Origin of the sequence: Citrobacter sp. S-77 (genome assembly GCF_963864895.1) — a bacterium.
Lineage (GTDB): Bacteria > Pseudomonadota > Gammaproteobacteria > Enterobacterales > Enterobacteriaceae > Citrobacter > Citrobacter murliniae.
In genome coordinates, this window is record NZ_CAWLWU010000002.1 from 2,556,823 (window position 1) to 2,574,805 (window position 17,983).

General features: G+C 51.8%; 14 protein-coding genes. 5 read left to right on the plus strand and 9 right to left on the minus strand.

Translation table 11 applies throughout. The annotated features are described in order from the left end of the window. Positions 1–198 precede the first annotated feature (198 nt). The 5 genes from narI to AACS05_RS12775 all read right to left on the minus strand — a co-directional run bounded on the left by narI (position 199) and on the right by AACS05_RS12775 (position 8,644). Positions 199–876, minus strand: a complete 678-nt coding sequence (narI, locus tag AACS05_RS12755; RefSeq protein ID WP_045443634.1) for a respiratory nitrate reductase subunit gamma — start codon at positions 874–876, stop codon at positions 199–201. Then, a complete protein-coding gene (narJ, locus tag AACS05_RS12760) occupies positions 876–1,586 on the minus strand; it encodes a nitrate reductase molybdenum cofactor assembly chaperone (protein ID WP_045443637.1) in 711 nt (236 codons plus the stop codon). Before narJ ends, narI begins: the two co-directional genes overlap by 1 nt. After that, entirely contained in the window at positions 1,583–3,121 is a 1,539-nt protein-coding gene (gene narH / locus AACS05_RS12765) for a nitrate reductase subunit beta (protein ID WP_045443641.1), read from the minus strand. Before narH ends, narJ begins: the two co-directional genes overlap by 4 nt. Beyond that, positions 3,118–6,861, minus strand: coding sequence for a nitrate reductase subunit alpha (locus AACS05_RS12770; protein WP_045443644.1), 3,744 nt, complete (start codon positions 6,859–6,861; stop codon positions 3,118–3,120). The genes narH and AACS05_RS12770 overlap by 4 nt, the downstream gene beginning before the upstream one ends. Positions 6,862–7,252: 391 nt before the next feature. Next, entirely contained in the window at positions 7,253–8,644 is a 1,392-nt protein-coding gene (locus AACS05_RS12775; RefSeq protein WP_045443647.1) for a NarK family nitrate/nitrite MFS transporter, read from the minus strand. A gap of 340 nt (positions 8,645–8,984) precedes the next feature. On the opposite strand from AACS05_RS12775, the gene narX reads away from it, so the two are divergent. Further along, positions 8,985–10,781 carry a nitrate/nitrite two-component system sensor histidine kinase NarX gene (narX, locus tag AACS05_RS12780; protein WP_045443650.1) on the plus strand — a complete coding sequence of 599 codons (1,797 nt, stop codon included), beginning with the start codon at positions 8,985–8,987 and terminating at the stop codon, positions 10,779–10,781. Then, complete coding sequence (gene narL / locus AACS05_RS12785) at positions 10,774–11,424, plus strand: two-component system response regulator NarL (protein ID WP_045443652.1); 651 nt, start codon at positions 10,774–10,776, stop codon at positions 11,422–11,424. Before narX ends, narL begins: the two co-directional genes overlap by 8 nt. Positions 11,425–11,444: 20 nt before the next feature. Here narL and AACS05_RS12790 read toward each other — a convergent pair whose 3' ends face one another. Then, positions 11,445–12,830, minus strand: a complete 1,386-nt coding sequence (locus AACS05_RS12790) for a YchO/YchP family invasin (protein WP_071828961.1) — start codon at positions 12,828–12,830, stop codon at positions 11,445–11,447. A 223-nt stretch (positions 12,831–13,053) separates the two neighbouring features. On the opposite strand from AACS05_RS12790, the gene AACS05_RS12795 reads away from it, so the two are divergent. After that, a complete protein-coding gene (locus AACS05_RS12795) occupies positions 13,054–13,407 on the plus strand; it encodes a DsrE/DsrF/TusD sulfur relay family protein (protein WP_045443655.1) in 354 nt (117 codons plus the stop codon). Between the two features lie 263 nt (positions 13,408–13,670). Continuing rightward, positions 13,671–13,916, plus strand: a complete 246-nt coding sequence (locus tag AACS05_RS12800; protein ID WP_045443658.1) for a DUF1883 domain-containing protein — start codon at positions 13,671–13,673, stop codon at positions 13,914–13,916. Positions 13,917–13,977: 61 nt separating this feature from the next. Here the strand turns inward: AACS05_RS12800 and AACS05_RS12805 are convergent, their stop codons facing one another. Further along, the gene (locus tag AACS05_RS12805; RefSeq protein ID WP_045443661.1) at positions 13,978–14,673 is read right to left on the minus strand and encodes a gamma-glutamylcyclotransferase; all 696 of its coding nucleotides are present in this window, start codon (positions 14,671–14,673) and stop codon (positions 13,978–13,980) included. A 401-nt stretch (positions 14,674–15,074) separates the two neighbouring features. Between AACS05_RS12805 and chaA the strand changes: the two genes are divergently transcribed. Continuing rightward, positions 15,075–16,175, plus strand: a complete 1,101-nt coding sequence (gene chaA / locus AACS05_RS12810) for a sodium-potassium/proton antiporter ChaA (protein WP_045443664.1) — start codon at positions 15,075–15,077, stop codon at positions 16,173–16,175. A 108-nt stretch (positions 16,176–16,283) separates the two neighbouring features. Here the strand turns inward: chaA and kdsA are convergent, their stop codons facing one another. Both kdsA and sirB1 read right to left on the minus strand, forming a co-directional pair. Next, positions 16,284–17,138, minus strand: coding sequence for a 3-deoxy-8-phosphooctulonate synthase (kdsA, locus tag AACS05_RS12815; protein ID WP_003020772.1), 855 nt, complete (start codon positions 17,136–17,138; stop codon positions 16,284–16,286). Positions 17,139–17,173: 35 nt separating this feature from the next. Continuing rightward, complete coding sequence (sirB1, locus tag AACS05_RS12820) at positions 17,174–17,983, minus strand: invasion regulator SirB1 (protein WP_045443670.1); 810 nt, start codon at positions 17,981–17,983, stop codon at positions 17,174–17,176.

Consider the following 17,983-nt stretch of genomic DNA (forward strand, 5'->3'; position numbering starts at 1 on the left):
TAACATTTCAGCCCAATCAAATCACAATCCCCTATAATTCTGCCCATGCGGGAAGGATGAGAAGCTTCGATTCGAGCACACAATTTGCCTGATGCACGATGCTTATCAGACTTACAAAAAACGCCTACATTCACCATCCTGCAAACAGTTATAAAAAAACCCCGCCGAAGCAGGGTTTTGTCTTACGAAAATAACGGATTAGTGACGTGCGCGCACAATCTGGTATTTACGCGTCAGATACTCGACAGGAACGCTCCAGATATGCACCAGACGCGAGAACGGGAACAACAGGAACAACGTCATACCGAGCACCAGGTGCATACGGAAGATGAACGCCACACCGTCCAGATATTGAGAAGCGCCGCCGTGGAAAGTCACCACGGACTGTGCCCAGTTCACCAGCTTCATCATCTCGCTGCCGTCCATATGCTGGGCAGAGAATGGGATAGTCAGCAGACCCAACGCACACTGGATAACCAGGACAGATAGCACCAGAATATCCGCGCCAGTAGTGGTTGCGCGTACGCGTGGGCTGAACAGACGGCGTTTAAGCAGTAATACGCCCCCCACCAGGCACATCACACCGGATGCACCGCCAGCAAACATTGCCATCTTTTGTTTTACTTCCAAAGGCAGCCACGCTTCGTACATCCAGTGCGGCGTCAGCATACCAAGGAAGTGACCAGCGAAAATACCCAGGATCCCGATGTGGAACAGGTTTGACGCCAGGTTCATTCCTTTACGATCCAGCATCTGGCTGGAAGCCGCGCGCCAGGTGTACTGACCGTAGTCATAACGCAGCCAACTACCAATCAGGAAGACAGAACCCGCGATGTACGGATAGATGTCAAAGAAGAACGTATTCAGGAAGTGCATTATTGCTGTCCTCCGGTGGTGATATTCAGGTACTGCGGCGCAACGGCCCCGGCAAAACGACGCTGGTGAGCGGAGATTTCAGATTCGCCGCACCCCTGGTCGGCAAAGAATTTCACCTGCTCTTCTTCCCAGACCGCATCCAGCGCCTGTGGAGTGTCGTCACGAACTTCATCCGCAATTTTTTCAGCCACTTTGTTGCTGTCGATAGCAGCGTTAGCCAGTTTCAACAACAGATCGAACAGCACGGCGTAGCGGCTCTCGCGCTGTTGCAGACGCGCACTGAGCAGCGCCAGAATCGGTGCGATATCCTGCAGGCCACCCAACGCTTCTTCCTTCGGCAACTGAGCCAGATATTCCAGATATAACGGAAGATGATCTGGCAGCTCGCGGCTGTCGAGCTGCAAACCGTGTTGCTCGTACTGAGCCATCAGGTCTACCATCGCCTGGCCGCGATCGCGGGATTCTCCATGAACATGTTCAAACAACAGCAGAGAGGTTGCACGACCACGGTCGAACAGCTCGCTGTAGCTTGCCTGCACATCCAGCATATCCTGCGCGGTTAAATCACGCAGGAAGACGCCCAGGGTCTGAGCATCCTCTTTGTCCAGGTTCTCAGATGATGCGAGTGCATCGAAAAGTTCCTGCTGATGCTGCCACAGGGCAGCATCTGGGTATTCGAGCAGGCGCGAAACAATGACGAGTTCAATCATTGGTGCGGCTCCGTTTTACTGGTCACATCGACAGCATCGATGCGGCGGCTGTTGAACAGATTGAATTTTGTGTCAGAACCATGACAACCATCACCAAAGCTAAAGCCGCAACCCCCTTTCTCCGGGAACGCTTCGCGCGCCAGTTCACGATGGCTGCTCGGCACGACGAAACGATCTTCGTAGTTAGCAATCGCCAGGTAACGATACATCTCCTGTGCCTGAGCTTCAGTCAGTCCGACCTCTTCCAGCGCACGGGTGTCGACTTTACCGTCAACCGTTTCCGCACGTTTGTAGTGACGCATCGCCAGCATACGTTTCAGTGCCAACAGCACCGGCTGGGTATCGCCGGCAGTCAGCAGGTTTGCCAGGTACTGAACCGGAATACGCAGGCTGTCTACATCCGGCAGAATGCCATTGCTGCCCAGTTCGCCCGCGTCAGCCGCTGACTGAATCGGTGACAATGGCGGCACATACCAGACCATTGGCAATGTGCGATACTCCGGATGTAGCGGCAGTGCCAGTTTCCAGTCCATCGCCATTTTGTACACCGGAGACTGCTGTGCCGCGTCAATCACGCTCAGTGGGATGCCATCTTTCAGCGCCTGTTCAATGATCGCCGGATCGTTCGGATCGAGGAATACATCCAGTTGACGCTGGTACAGGTCTTTCTCGTTTTCCGTGCTTGCCGCGCTTTCAATCGCGTCCGCGTCATACAACAGCACGCCGAGGTAGCGAATACGACCTACGCAGGTTTCGGAACAAATGGTCGGCTGACCAGCTTCGATACGCGGGTAGCAGAAAATGCATTTCTCGGATTTGCCGCTCTTCCAGTTGAAGTAGATTTTTTTGTACGGACAACCTGTGATGCACATACGCCAGCCACGGCACTTATCCTGGTCAATCAGTACGATGCCATCTTCTTCACGCTTGTAGATGGCGCCGCTTGGGCAGGTCGCCACGCACGCCGGGTTAAGGCAATGCTCACACAGACGCGGCAGATACATCATGAAGGTGTTCTCGAACTGACCGTACATCGCCTTCTGCATGTTCTCGAAGTTTTTGTCTTTCGACAGCTTCTCAAATTCACCACCCAGGTCATCTTCCCAGTTCGGACCCTTGGTGATTTTATCCATACGCTTGCCGGTGATCAGCGAACGAGGACGAGCAATCGGCTGCGCCTTGCTGTCAGCTGGCGTGTTATGCAGCGTCTGGTAGTCGAAATCAAACGGTTCGTAGTAATCATCCAGGCCCGGCAGGTGCGGGTTGGCAAAGATTTTACCCAGAAGCATCGCGCGGTTACCCATACGCGGCTGCAGTTTACCGTTGATCTTACGAACCCAACCGCCTTTCATTTTCTCCTGGTTTTCCCAGTCAGTCGGGAAACCGGTACCTGGCTTGGTTTCAACATTGTTGAACCACGCGTACTCGGTCCCTTCACGGCTGGTCCAGACGTTTTTACAGGTGACTGAGCAGGTATGACAGCCGATGCACTTATCGAGATTCAGCACCATGCCGACTTGTGAACGAATTTTCATTTTACGCTCTCCTGTACCTGGTCATTGCCTTCGCCATCCAACCAGTTAATGTTCTTCATCTTACGTACAACCACGAACTCATCACGGTTTGAACCTACGGTACCGTAGTAGTTAAAGCCGTATGCCAGGTGCGCATAACCGCCAATCATATGGGTCGGTTTCGGCGTAATGCGGGTCACCGAGTTATGGATACCACCACGTTGACCGGTAATTTCAGAGCCAGGCAGGTTAACGATACGTTCCTGTGCGTGGTACATCATGGTCATCCCGGCAGGAACACGCTGGCTTACTACAGCACGAGCGGTCAGCGCACCATTGCTGTTGAAGACTTCAATCCAGTCGTTGTCTTCAATACCAATCTCTTTGGCATCCTCTTCACTCATCCATACAACCGGACCACCGCGGCCTAAAGTCAGCATCAGCAGGTTGTCACTGTAGGTGGAGTGGATACCCCACTTCTGGTGTGGCGTCAGGAAGTTGAGCGCTTTTTCCGGGTTGCCATTGGATTTCTCACCCATCACCTCTTTCACCGAACGGGTATCGATTGGCGGACGATAGACCAGCAGGCTTTCACCGAAGTCGCGCATCCACTGATGATCCTGATACAGTTGCTGGCGACCCGTCAGCGTACGCCATGGGATCAGCTCGTGAACGTTGGTATAACCGGCATTGTAAGAAACGTGTTCATCTTCCAGGCCAGACCATGTCGGGCTGGAGATAATTTTGCGCGGCTGCGCCTGAATATCACGGAAGCGGATTTTCTCGTCTTCTTTATTTAGCGCCAGGTGCGTATGGTCCCGACCGGTAAACTCGCTCAGCGCCGCCCATGCTTTGACGGCTACCTGGCCGTTAGTTTCCGGGGCCAGTGTCAGAATCATCTCTGCCGCATCAATCGCCGTATTCAGCATAGGCTGGCCTTTAGCCGGACCTTCTGCCTTGGTGTAATTGAGCTTACGCAGCAGATCCATTTCACTCTGGGTGTTCCAGGCAATCCCTTTACCACCGTTACCGACTTTATCCATCAGCGGGCCAATAGAGGTGAAACGCTCGTAGGTGGCCGGATAATCACGCTCAACGGTCATGATGTGCGGTGCAGTTACGCCTGGTATCAGATCACATTCGCCTTTCTTCCAGTCTTTTACATCCAGCGGCTGCGCCAGTTCGGCGGCAGAGTCGTGCTGGATAGGCAGTGTAACCACATCAGTTTCTTTACCGAGATGGCCAACACAAACTTCAGAGAATTTCTTCGCGATGGCTTTATAGATTTCCCAGTCGCTTTTCGATTCCCATGCCGGGTCAACGGCGGCAGACAACGGATGAATAAACGGATGCATATCCGAGGTATTCATGTCGTCTTTTTCGTACCAGGTCGCGGTTGGCAGCACGATGTCGGAATAGAGGCAGGTGCTTGACAGACGGAAGTCCAACGTCACCACCAGATCCAGTTTGCCGTCGAGACCGTTATCCTGCCATTCCACTTCTTCCGGCTTCACACCGCCCTGTTTGCCCAGATCCAGCCCCTGAATACCGTGCTCGGTACCCAGCAGGTACTTCAGCATATATTCATGGCCTTTACCGGATGAGCCCAGCAGGTTTGAACGCCAGATAAACAGGTTACGTGGATGGTTTTTACCGTTTTCCGGCTGCTCGGCCGCAAAGCGAATAGTGCCCTCTTTCAACGCTTTGACGGTGTAGTCTACCGGTGTCATTCCGGCTTTTTCCGCTTCATCGGCGATACGCAGTGGGTTAGTGCCTAACTGCGGTGCAGACGGCAACCACCCCATACGTTCTGCGCGAACGTTGAAATCAAGCAGATGGCCGGTGTAACGGGATTTATCCGCCAGCGGTGACAGCAGTTCTTGCGCCGTAACCGACTCGTAGCGCCATTGGCTGGAGTGGTTATAGAAGTACGAGGTGCTGTTCATATGGCGCGCCGGACGTTGCCAGTCCAGACCAAACGCCAGTGGCTGCCAGCCAGTCTGCGGACGCAGTTTTTCCTGACCGACGTAGTGTGCCCAACCGCCACCGCTCTGGCCGACACAGCCGCAGAACACCAGCATGTTGATCAGACCACGATAGTTCATATCAAGGTGATACCAGTGGTTCAGGCCCGCACCGACGATAATCATCGAACGACCGTGCGTTTTATCCGCGTTATCGGCAAATTCACGCGCGATACGGACGATCTGTGAGCGGGAAACACCGGTGATTTTTTCTGCCCACGCTGGGGTATACGCTTTGATGTCATCGTAGCTGGTCGCACAGTTTTCATCGTTCAGACCGCGTTCCAGACCGTAGTTAGCCATGGTCAGATCGTAAACGGTAGTCACCAGTGCAGTAGAACCATCTGCCAGACGCAGGCGTTTCACCGGCAGTTTATGCAGCAGAACATTTTCCAGTTCGACTTTATTGAAGTGTTCAGTACCTTCACCGCCGAAGTACGGGAAACCAACTTCAGCGATATCATCCTGACTACCCAGCAGGCTGAGCTGCAGTTCGGTTTCTTCACCAGACGTGCCGTCACGCTGCTCAAGATTCCATTTGCCTTTTTCGCCCCAACGGAAACCGATTGAGCCGTTTGGCGCGACCATATCGCCATTGGTATTAATCGCGACAGTTTTCCATTCCGGGTTGTTTTCCTGACCCAGAGAATCAACAAGATCCGCAGCACGCAGCATACGGCCCGCAGCATAGTAACCGTCACGCTCTTCAAGCATTACCAGCATCGGCATGTCGGTATAACGACGCACATAGTCGGTAAAATACTGGCTCGGATTATCGAGGTGGAACTCACGCAACATAACGTGGCCCATCGCCAGTGCCATCGCGGCATCGGTACCCTGCTTCGGCGCCAGCCACAAGTCGCACAGCTTGGCGATTTCTGCATAGTCCGGCGTAATCGCAACGGTTTTGGTGCCTTTGTAACGAACTTCCGTGAAGAAGTGGGCGTCCGGAGTACGGGTCTGCGGAACGTTAGAGCCCCAGGCGATGATATAGCTGGAGTTGTACCAGTCAGCAGATTCAGGTACGTCGGTCTGTTCACCCCAGGTCTGTGGAGACGCAGGCGGCAGGTCGCAGTACCAGTCGTAGAAGCTCAGGCAGGTACCGCCAATCAGGGACAGGTAGCGTGCGCCGGAAGCGTAAGAAACCATCGACATTGCCGGGATCGGAGAGAAACCAGCGACACGGTCAGGACCGTAGGTTTTGACCGTGTAAACGTTGGAAGCCGCAATCAGTTCATTCACTTCCTGCCAGGAAGAACGGACAAACCCACCACGACCACGCGCTTGTTTGAAGCTTTTTGCTTTATCGGCGTCTTCAATGATGGATGCCCATGCGTCTACCGGATCGCTGTGCAGTCTTTTCGCTTCACGCCACATCTTCATCAGACGTTTGCGCATCAGCGGATATTTGAGACGGTTAGCGCTGTAGAGATACCAGGAATAGCTCGCACCGCGCGGGCAGCCGCGTGGTTCGTGGTTCGGCAGATCAGGACGGGTACGCGGGTAGTCAGTTTGCTGAGTTTCCCAGGTCACCAGACCATTCTTCACGTAGATTTTCCAGCTGCATGAACCGGTGCAGTTTACCCCATGGGTTGAGCGCACGACTTTGTCATGCTGCCAACGCTGGCGGTATCCATCCTCCCAGTCCCTGTTAGTATCGAGAAGCTGGCCGTGCCCATCGGCAAAGGTTTCGCCCTTCTGTTTGAAGTAGCGAAACCGGTCCAGGAATTTACTCATCGGTTGTCTCCTGTAGGAGCCTGACGGCTCTCTGATAAATCGACATTGCTTGATTGCCTGCGAAGTTAACGCTCTGAAAGCACGTAGGAATTGATAACGATCAAGGCAGACAGGGATGAAAAATGGAGGTTAATTTTCATATACCCCCTAAGTGGGATATTTTTATTGAATCTAACTAATTGATATTAAATAATATTTCCAATAACGCTCATCATGCAAATGTTAATTTCTTTACAAGTGGGTATTAAGGGGTATGCCCCCTGCCTGGCATATTGCATGCACACTATCTCAGGCGGTCACCTTGAAATAACTCATTAGTATGTTGTAACTAAAATCAGACAAAAAAAAGCGCGGTCTAACACCGCGCAATGGATAATCAATTGTTACTTTTTTACTTTTTAGAATGCCGTCCGTATACCACCCAGGTGATTACCACGCAGGCGACATAGAAGATTAGAAAGACTTTCATCGCCCCCACCGGCGAACCGGTTAACGCCAGAGAAGTACCAAATGCTTTTGGAATAAAAAAGCCGCCAATTGCGCCAATGGCTGAGATAAAGCCCAATGCTGCAGCTGTATCAGTTGCCGCTTCACGCATCGCTTTCTCTTCAGAACCACCTTCCGCTTTAACCCTGTCCATCGTCAGCTTACGGAAGATGACAGAGATCATCTGGAAGGTAGAGCCACTGCCCAGACCGGCTGTCAGGAACAACGCCAGGAACACGACGAAGAAGGCCATAAAGTTGCCACCCTCACCGTTTACAGGCAAGGTCAGGAACAACAAAGCGCTGAAAACTGCCATCAGTACAAAGTTCACCAGCGTAACGCGCGTCCCGCCCAGTCGGTCAGAGATTGCACCGCCCGCAGAACGAGCCAGGGCACCAATCAGCGGACCAAAGAAGGCGTAATGCAGGATCTGCACATCCGGAAACTGAGTTTTTGACAGCATCGCGAAACCGGCAGAGAAGCCGATGAAGGAGCCAAAGGTCGCCAGATACAGCAGGCTCATAATCCACAGATGCCCACGTTTCAGCACCGGAAGTTGCTCTTTCAGCGACGCTTTCGAGGTTGCCAGTTCGTTCATACCGAACCATGCCGCCAGCGTGAACACCGCCAGGAACGGTACCCAAACCCATGCAGCGTTTGCCAGATACAATTGCGTGCCATCCGGTTGTTCCACGCCATGACTGCCAAATACGGCGAAAATGGACAACGAAACCACCAGCGGCGCAACCAGTTGCATCACGCTGACGCCCATATTGCCCAAACCGCCATTCAGACCCAGCGCACCACCCTGTTTCTGTTTTGGAAAGAAGAAACTGATGTTTGCCATGCTGGAAGCAAAGTTTGCACCCGCAAAACCGCACAACAAGGAGATCACAATAAAGGTACTAAAAGGCGTGGTGGTATCCTGCACGGCAAAACCTAACCATACGCAAGGGATGATCAGGATACCGGTACTGAATGCCGTCCAGCGGCGTCCACCAAATAGTGGAACCATAAAGGAGTACGGTACGCGCAACAGTGCGCCGGAAACCGATGGTAACGCCGTCAGCATAAACAGCTGTTCAGTTGTGAAGTCGAAACCGACCTTCGGCAGATTCACCGCAACGGCGCTGAATAACATCCACACACAAAACGCCAGCAGCAGACAAGGGACGGAAATCCACAGGTTACGGCTGGCAACTCGTTGACCACGCTGTTGCCAGAAGACGGGATCTTCCGGCCGCCATTCTGTAATTACAGCTCCAGATGCCCTTTCCGGGGCAGATGAGTGACTCATAGACACCTCTGATACTTGTTTCGATGCCTGCCACATTAGGGTTTACAGCCGGTGGTAAGTTGATATAAATCAAAGGAAAAGGTGTCATTATTGATGCTTAAAATTTATCATTACCCCAAATGAGTAGCTAACATCGGTAAAAAAGATGTGGTTTTTCACGCTTCTGTCGCACGCTACTCCCCTCTGTCAGGAATCGCTCCCACCAGTGGCAATTAAGGGGTAGCCCGTTTGAGGTATGGGTATACTCCAGTGTATAGCTGAGAATAACGCCACTGCCTGCAGCAGAATCGTCATTCAATAAGGTTTTCTGCTCAATGAAAACCCGAAGGAAGAAGTCACCATGTTTAAACGTTGTCTCTCACCGCTTACGCTGGTCAACCAGGTGGCGCTTATTGTTTTACTGTCCACTGCTATTGGCGTGGCGGGTATGGCTGTCTCCGGCTGGCTGGTTCAGGGGGTTCAGGGCAGCGCCCATGCGATCAACAAAGCGGGTTCACTGCGAATGCAAAGCTATCGCCTGCTGGCAGCGGTGCCATTGGATGCCGACGACCAACCGCTGCTGGAAGAGATGGAAAAAACCGCGTTTAGCCCGGAACTGACTCGCGCCGCGCTCCGTGACGGGCAGCAGGAACAGTTGAAAGCATTGCAGAATTACTGGCACACCGAACTGGCGCCAGGGCTCGCGCATGCACAAAATGGCGCAGCGGTGGCCGGGGACGTTTCACGTTTCGTGACAGGGTTGGATCAACTGGTCACGGCCTTCGACCACACCACCGAACTGCGTATTGAACGCGTGGTCATGCTGCATCGCCTGATGGCGATATTTATGGCATTGCTGCTGGTCTTCACCATTATCTGGCTACGCGTGCGCCTGTTGCAGCCGTGGAAACAACTGCTGGCGATGGCTCGTGCAGTCAGTCAGCGCGACTTCACCCAACGCGCACATATCAGTGGCCGTAATGAAATGGCCGCACTGGGATCGGCACTGAATAATATGTCAGAGGAACTGGCCGAAAGTTACGCGGTACTGGAACAGCGGGTCCAGGAGAAAACAGCAGGTCTGGAACATAAAAATCAGATCCTCTCTTTCCTGTGGCAAGCTAATCGTCGTCTGCACTCCCAGATACCACTTTGTGAACGACTTTCCCCGGTACTCAACGGCCTGCAAAATTTAACATTACTGCATGATATTGAACTGCGGGTTTACGATCTGGAGGATGAAGATAACCATCAGGAGTTTACCTGTCAGTCTACTGTCAGCTGTGATGAAAAAGGGTGTCACCTGTGTCCACGCGGCATTCAACCCGCAATTGACGGGGGCATTACGCTGAAATGGCGGCTAACCGATGCACATACCCAGTACGGTATTCTGCTCGCCACCTTGCCATACGGACGCCATCTCAGCCACGACCAACAGCAACTGGTGGACACGCTGGTTGAACAACTGACCGCTACGTTGGCGCTGGACAGGCACCAGGAGCGCCAGCAGCAGTTGATTGTTATGGAGGAGCGTGCCACCATTGCTCGCGAACTGCATGATTCTATTGCACAATCTCTCTCTTGTATGAAAATGCAGGTCAGTTGCTTGCAGATGCAGGGTGACGCGCTACCAGAAAACAGCCGCGAGCTGTTGAGTCAAATACGTAACGAACTGAACGCCTCGTGGGCGCAGTTGCGCGAACTGTTAACCACCTTCCGTTTGCAGCTAACGGAACCTGGATTGCGGCCTGCGCTGGAAGCCAGCTGTCAGGAATACAGCGCCCGCTTTGGCTTTACGGTGAAGCTGGATTATCAATTGCCGCCACGTCTGGTGCCTTCCCATCAGGCGATCCACTTGCTGCAAATTGCCCGCGAAGCCCTGAGTAATGCCCTTAAACACTCCCAGGCCGATGACGTTATCGTGACGGTGGTGCAAAATGGCAAGCAGGTCAAACTGACTGTACAAGATAACGGCTGCGGCGTACCGGAAAACGCCGAACGCAGTAACCACTACGGCATGATAATAATGCGTGACCGTGCGCAGAGCTTGCGCGGCGATTGCCGCGTTCGCCGTCGCGAGACAGGCGGTACTGAAGTTACTGTCACTTTTATTCCCGAAACAAACTTCACAGATGTCCAAGGAGATACCCATGAGTAATCAGGAACCGGCAACCATCCTGTTGATCGACGATCATCCGATGCTACGAACCGGTGTAAAACAGCTTGTCAGCATGGCGCCCGATATTACCGTGGTCGGTGAAGCCAGTAATGGCGAGCAGGGTATCGAGCTGGCTGAATCCCTTGATCCGGATCTGATTCTGCTGGATCTGAACATGCCCGGAATGAACGGTCTGGAAACACTCGATAAGTTGCGAGAAAAATCACTTTCCGGCCGCATCGTGGTTTTCAGCGTATCTAACCATGAAGAAGACGTTGTTACCGCACTGAAACGCGGCGCAGATGGCTATCTGCTAAAAGACATGGAACCGGAAGATCTGCTGAAAGCGTTGCAGCAGGCAGCAGCAGGTGAAATGGTACTAAGCGAAGCCCTGACACCTGTTCTGGCTGCCAGTCTGCGGGCGAACCGTGCGACTTCCGACCGGGACGTTACCCAGTTGACGCCACGCGAGCGCGACATTCTGAAGCTGATTGCCCAGGGCCTACCAAACAAGATGATTGCCCGTCGTCTGGACATCACCGAAAGCACGGTAAAAGTGCATGTTAAGCATATGCTGAAGAAGATGAAACTCAAATCACGCGTTGAAGCAGCGGTGTGGGTGCATCAGGAACGTATATTCTGATAATGAGTTCCTGAAGTATTTTAACGAGGATCATTTTCCGACACGGTGATGAACGGTTCGGCCAGCGATAGCGTGATCTCATTGGAAGAGACACGCTGGCCCTGCCCGTCTTCCACTACCACTGACAACCGCCAGCGGTTTGTTGCCCCTTCGCTACCGTCCCACTTCGGCGTAATAATCGTCCAGCCTTCCGCACTGCGGGTATTTGTCCCGGCCGTTAAGCTCAGTGCCTGCGTATCCCCCTGCCACGCCAGATGGCGAATACCATGCAGACTACGGACCTCAAGCTTCAGTACCACCGTTTCACCCGGTTTGAGATCCCAGGGCGGCGTTGCCAAAAAGACGGAAAGAGATTTGCGCTGGCGATATTCCATCGTTGGCAGATTATCACGTTGCGGAAAGTCATAACGACTGCCACGCAGTGACTGGCTGCTCGCCACTTCACTGACCATCAGCTGTTTTTTCAGCGGGACGCCAAAACGATAATTGAGGTTTAATCCAAGGTTATTTTGACTCACTCCACTTTCCCCCTGCTTGTGCTGTGCGGTCAATGTTATCAGTGGGACCGGCGTATAGCTTAGCCCCAGTTTGACCGCTACAGGGTTGTGGTATCCGGCTCCGGAATGAAACAGATCCACCCGATCGCCGAAATATTGTTCAACGCTGACACTGGTATTGAGGTGCTCATAAAATGGCACCCGCATCAGCGCGGTAAGGTCATACCCACGCGCCATCCGCTGCTCTTGCGTCGCTGAACGCTCCTGCCAGGCAGAGAACGGTTGATAGTAATTCGCGGATAAGCGCAGATACTCTCCCCACGCTTCTGCCCCCAATCCGCCCCGGGACAGATTTTCATCCAACAGGTTATCGTAAAAGGTGTTGTAGCCCAGCAACCAACCGTCCCGCACCCAGCGTTGTCCGATACCCACATTACTGACTAATCCCTCATCCTGTTGAGTCAGCCCCAACTGGCTCCAGGTAAGGTAACGCTGATTATCCTGCCAGGGTATAAACCAGTTACCACGACTGCCGCTAAAACTGCCCTCATTATCAATCTGGAGCCCAACGCTGGCTCTTCCCCAGGGAGAAAGCCATGATTCAAGCTGCTGATTAACCTGTTCACTCACCGTGTCACGCACCTGGCCAAACGCGAACTGCTTCGCCTGCTCGCCCGTATCAAGCCCGTTGTCGGTCATACTGGCTTCGCCAAACGCTTTAACCATTTCAGCAAAATGCTTTTCTCCTGTCCTGGACTCAGGTGCCATGCCAAGGTCAGGCAGACCATCATCATTATTGTCGAAAGGGTTTTCAGCTTTCTGAATAAAGGAAGGGGGTGCGCTGGCAATACCGCCTGCCGGCGGCAAGAGTAGGAGGAGATACAGCGGACTACAGACTATACGGCTCAAAACGTCAGTTGTTTCTTACATCAATAAATTACAGCGGCATACATATCCTAAACCATAGCGTTTTCACGCAATATTTGCAGCCCTGCTCTCTCTTTTCCGGATTATCCCTGGACGAAAAGTACTTGTGACCCGCCCCTTCACTCATGCTTCCTTTTCCATACAAACAACACGGAGTAACATAGATGCTGATGAGTAATCCTGTCCCCTGACAACCGGAGTCAAAATGCAAAAGATTGTGATCATCGCGAACGGTGCGGCCTATGGAAGCGAATCGTTATTCAATAGTCTGCGTCTGGCCATTGCGCTGCGCGAACAGGAGAGTAGCCTGGAGCTACGTCTGTTTTTGATGTCGGACGCAGTGACGGCTGGGTTACGTGGGCAAAAACCTGCGGAAGGCTACAATATTCAGCAAATGCTGGAGATTCTGACCGCGCAAAATGTGCCGGTAAAACTCTGCAAAACCTGCACCGATGGACGCGGGATCACCGCATTGCCATTAATCGACGGAGTGGAAGTCGGTACGCTGGTAGAACTGGCACAGTGGACGCTGGCGGCAGATAAGGTTCTGACCTTCTGATTCGCTAAGTTTCAGGCAAGCGCACTACCAGGAGCAGCTATTCCCCGATTTAATCTTACATGGGCGTGGTTTCACTGAAAGTTAGCACGCCCTTTCAACGCTTCTGAGGGATTTTGTCATTTTTGTTTAATCGTTATGCCATTTTTTGATCAAAATCAGCATCCTGTTACTCCCCCTTTGGTGTTATGCAATGAGTGAAATGTGAACAACATCACGCAGCACTTTCGAAAGAGAGTACGTTGTTTTCAAGAACGGGGTGAAAAATGGCATTAGTGAAGGCAAGTTTAAAGTTATTTGGTGGAGATACGGTGGTTGTGCGCTGCTCTGAGCGCTGTCACATCCACCTGATGAGCGAGAAAAATCACGTCAAAGACATGCAGACTGACATTTTAAGCGTGCAGGATCGTGATAACGCGTGGCTGACCGTACCGTACACAGGCGTCTGGAATGTGCTGATCGACAGTCACAGCCAGTCGCTGGAGCACTCAATCAGTTATATTGCAGCCTGATTGTAAAAGGCCCGATAGCGCATACGCTTATCGGGCATCTTACAGGTAAGCGGGTTCTCGCTTACGCATATCCTGGTCGCATAACTCCTTCCGGCAGATCCTCACCCAACAATCTTTTGACGGTTATCACCAGATCGTTAAGACAATCATCCTTCATTCCCAATCTGGAAAGCTCTTGTTCCAGCGAGAACAAATACTGTGCGTTAGTCCCTAATGGCCCACTGGCGGCAGCGATAAGCGGCGCTATGACCTGCGCTCGGGTATCGGACTCAAACAGTGGGTGACGCGGATCCATAATAAAGACCAGCGCATTGACCGTCCTGCCATCATCCAGCGCCAGCTGACACCAGGTTGGAAGATAACAGCCAGTAATCATTTCACGCTTCCACAGCAGGGAAAGCTCTTGTTCCAGGGTGGCATCCGGTAAGCGATATGCGACACCGGTCGTGCGCCCGCCCTCCTTCAGAGCCAGCATACGTCCTGGCTGACACGCCGTTCCTCGCCCCGCCGTCAGACGCAGACAAAAAGCCCGATGCCAGCCAACCAACGTCCCGGTACAGGACTCTTCAAACTCTAAAGCCGGGTTCCACATCAACGATCCATAACCAAAGATCCACACCGGTCCATCATCAGGTCGGCAAGAGAGCGTGGCTGCCAGTGAGGCTGCCCGTTGTTCCGCTGACCAGAGTAGTGATTCTTCAATTGTACCAAATGCCGTTTTACAGTCGGCATTCAACAAAAAATCACGCGTTAACACCTTACACCTCCGCCACTGCGACTTCCCTGCGACAACTTTTGACGCCTTCCGGACTTTTTTACTGCTCATTTTGAAACCAATACCAGGACAATAGGCAATTCACCGACAGCTTGCAAGACAACAAAGGCTCAACGGCACTTTATATCCTGTTCCGATGACCCCAATTGTCCGAGTATTTGCATCATTATCATTGTCAATTTTTGTGCCCAATGGAAGCTAACACTTTGTTATTTAAACACTCTATAAACAAGATAAACGATTTTACTCACTTTGAGGCAAAAACTGACTCATGCCGTAAAATTACGTAAAAACAGATCGGAAATACCGAGAGATCTGTTATTTTTTACATTCTTTAATACATTTATAATTATAAATACCTGCAGAGATGGAGAATTAATTAAATGACACATGCACATGAGGCGGTTAAAACCCGCCACAAGGAGACCTCGCTCGTCTTCCCGATTTTGGCGCTGGTAGTCCTGTTCTTATGGGGGAGCAGTCAGTCACTACCAGTGGTCATCGGCATTAATGCTCTTGCCCTTGTTGGTATATTAAGCAGCGCTTTTAGCGTTGTCCGTCATGCTGACGTATTAGCCCACCGTCTGGGCGAACCTTATGGCTCGTTAATCCTGAGCCTTTCGGTAGTTATTCTTGAAGTTAGTTTAATTTCCGCATTAATGGCAACTGGTGATGCCGCACCGACGCTAATGCGCGATACGCTCTACTCCATCATTATGATTGTTACCGGCGGTCTGGTCGGTTTTTCATTACTGCTGGGTGGACAAAAATTTGCCACTCAGTATATGAACCTGTTTGGAATTAAGCAGTATTTAATTGCTTTGTTCCCGCTGGCTATTATTGTGTTGGTCTTCCCGATGGCATTGCCGGAAGCAAACTTCACTACCGCGCAAGCGCTGCTGGTAGCGTTAATCTCTGCGGCAATGTATGGCGTATTTCTGCTGATTCAGACCAAAACACACCAGAGCTTGTTTATTTACGAGCATGAGGATGAAAGCGACGACGACGATCCGCATCACGGTAAACCATCAGCACACAGCAATATGTGGCATGCTGCCTGGCTTATCATCCATTTAATTGCGGTCATCGCCGTGACCAAAATGAATGCCAATCCTCTGGAGACTCTGTTAACTGAGCTGAATGCACCAGTCGCATTTACTGGTTTCCTGGTTGCTCTGTTGATCCTCTCCCCGGAAGGGCTGGGAGCACTAAAAGCGGTGCTCAGCAATCAAGTACAGCGTGCGATGAATTTGTTCTTCGGCTCAGTATTAGCCACCATCTCACTGACAGTACCGGTGGTGACACTGATTGCATGGGCGACGGGGAACGATCTGGTATTTGGCTTAGGCGCGCCAGAGATGATCGTGATGGTTTCTTCGTTGGTGCTGTGCCATATTTCCTTCTCAACGGGGCGCACTAACGTGCTAAACGGTGCGGCACATCTGGCACTTTTCATCGCCTATCTGATGACGATATTTGCCTGACCGTGTAAAAAAGCCCGATAAGCGTTAACGCATATCGGGCTTACATGCCTGGTTTTGCAGACCGGATAAAACGCTCAGGCGTGTTATCCGGCAGACAAAAACCGCAGTTTAGTTTTCAGTATCCAGTTCGTCGAAACTTTTCACCAGATCATCAATCGCTTTAATCTGCGTCAGGAACTGTTCCAGCTTCGCCAGCGGCAGCGCGGACGGACCATCACATTTTGCATTCGCTGGATCCGGGTGTGCTTCAATAAACAGACCAGCCAGACCTACCGCCATACCAGCGCGCGCCAGTTCGGTAACCTGCGCACGACGACCGCCGGAAGCTGCGCCAAACGGATCGCGGCACTGCAGTGCGTGAGTGACGTCAAAAATAACCGGAGAGTTGCCGGAAACTTTTTTCATCACGCTAAAGCCCAGCATATCCACAACCAGGTTGTCGTAACCAAAATTGGCACCACGATCGCACAGAATAACTTTATCGTTACCGCCTTCATGGAATTTATCCACGATGTTACCCATTTGACCAGGGCTTACGAACTGCGGTTTTTTCACGTTGATAACGGCACCAGTCTTCGCCATGGCTTCCACCAGATCGGTCTGACGAGCAAGGAATGCCGGAAGCTGAATTACATCCACAACGTCAGCAACTGGCTGTGCCTGGCTGGCTTCATGAACGTCGGTGATCACTTTTACGCCAAAAGTTTGCTTCAGTTCCTGGAAGATTTTCATCCCTTCTTCAAGGCCTGGTCCACGGTATGAGTGGATGGAAGAACGGTTGGCTTTATCAAAGGAGGCTTTGAACACGTAAGGGATACCCAGTTTTTGAGTAACGGTTACGTAGTGCTCACAAATGCGCATCGCCAGATCGCGGGATTCCAGCACGTTCATTCCGCCAAACAGCACGAACGGCAGGTCATTTGCCACGTTGATGTCGCCAATGCTAACCACTTTTTGTTTCATAGGATCGCCTTAAACGGTAGGTAAAGTGTCATTAATCAATGCAATACAATTTGTTTGTGCGAAATAGTATTGATCTGCGCACGGATCATTTCGCTGATCGGGTCTTCCGGACACTGTTCAACGAAATAACTTAAATCATTTAATGCAACATGTTCACATTCCAGTTGCGCGTAAATCAATCCGCGATCGCGTATTTCATACGGGTCTTCAGGATTAAACTGCAATAACGCTTCGCTGGCGCGTAGTGCCAGCTCCATTTGACGCTCTTCCATTAGCGAAGATTTCAGCGTATCGAGCAGTTTGCGGATCACTTCCGCATTATCCGCTTCATCCAGATCTTCGTTAAATAACTCAGCAACCGGGCTGATATTCCCCTTCAGCCACACTTCCAGAGTGTGCTCATTTAACGTTTCGCCATTGAACGGATTGATCAGCCACATTTCGCCATCCAGCGATTCAATACGCAGAATTAACTGCGTCGGGAAAATCACCGGGACCAGCGGGAGATCAAGCCGATTGGCAATCCACAATAAGATTGCGCCAAGCGACACGGCGCTACCCTGGCGATTTTTCAGAACCTGGTCGAGCCATAGTGCATCAGAAAGACGATAGACGCCGCGGGTATCCGTAAACCCCCATTCGCCGTAAAAAAGTGCCAGCAGTTTTTCCAGTTGCTCATCCTGAGACAGGAGCTGGCTAATTTCTTCATGCGCCAGACTTGCCAGACGTTCCAGTTCGGCATAGACAGACTGCGTAGGGAAATCCAGGCGGATAGATTCCGATGCCAGGATCATTCCTTCGCACAATGGCGCTTTATTAAATTCGAAATCAGCTAACGACCTCAT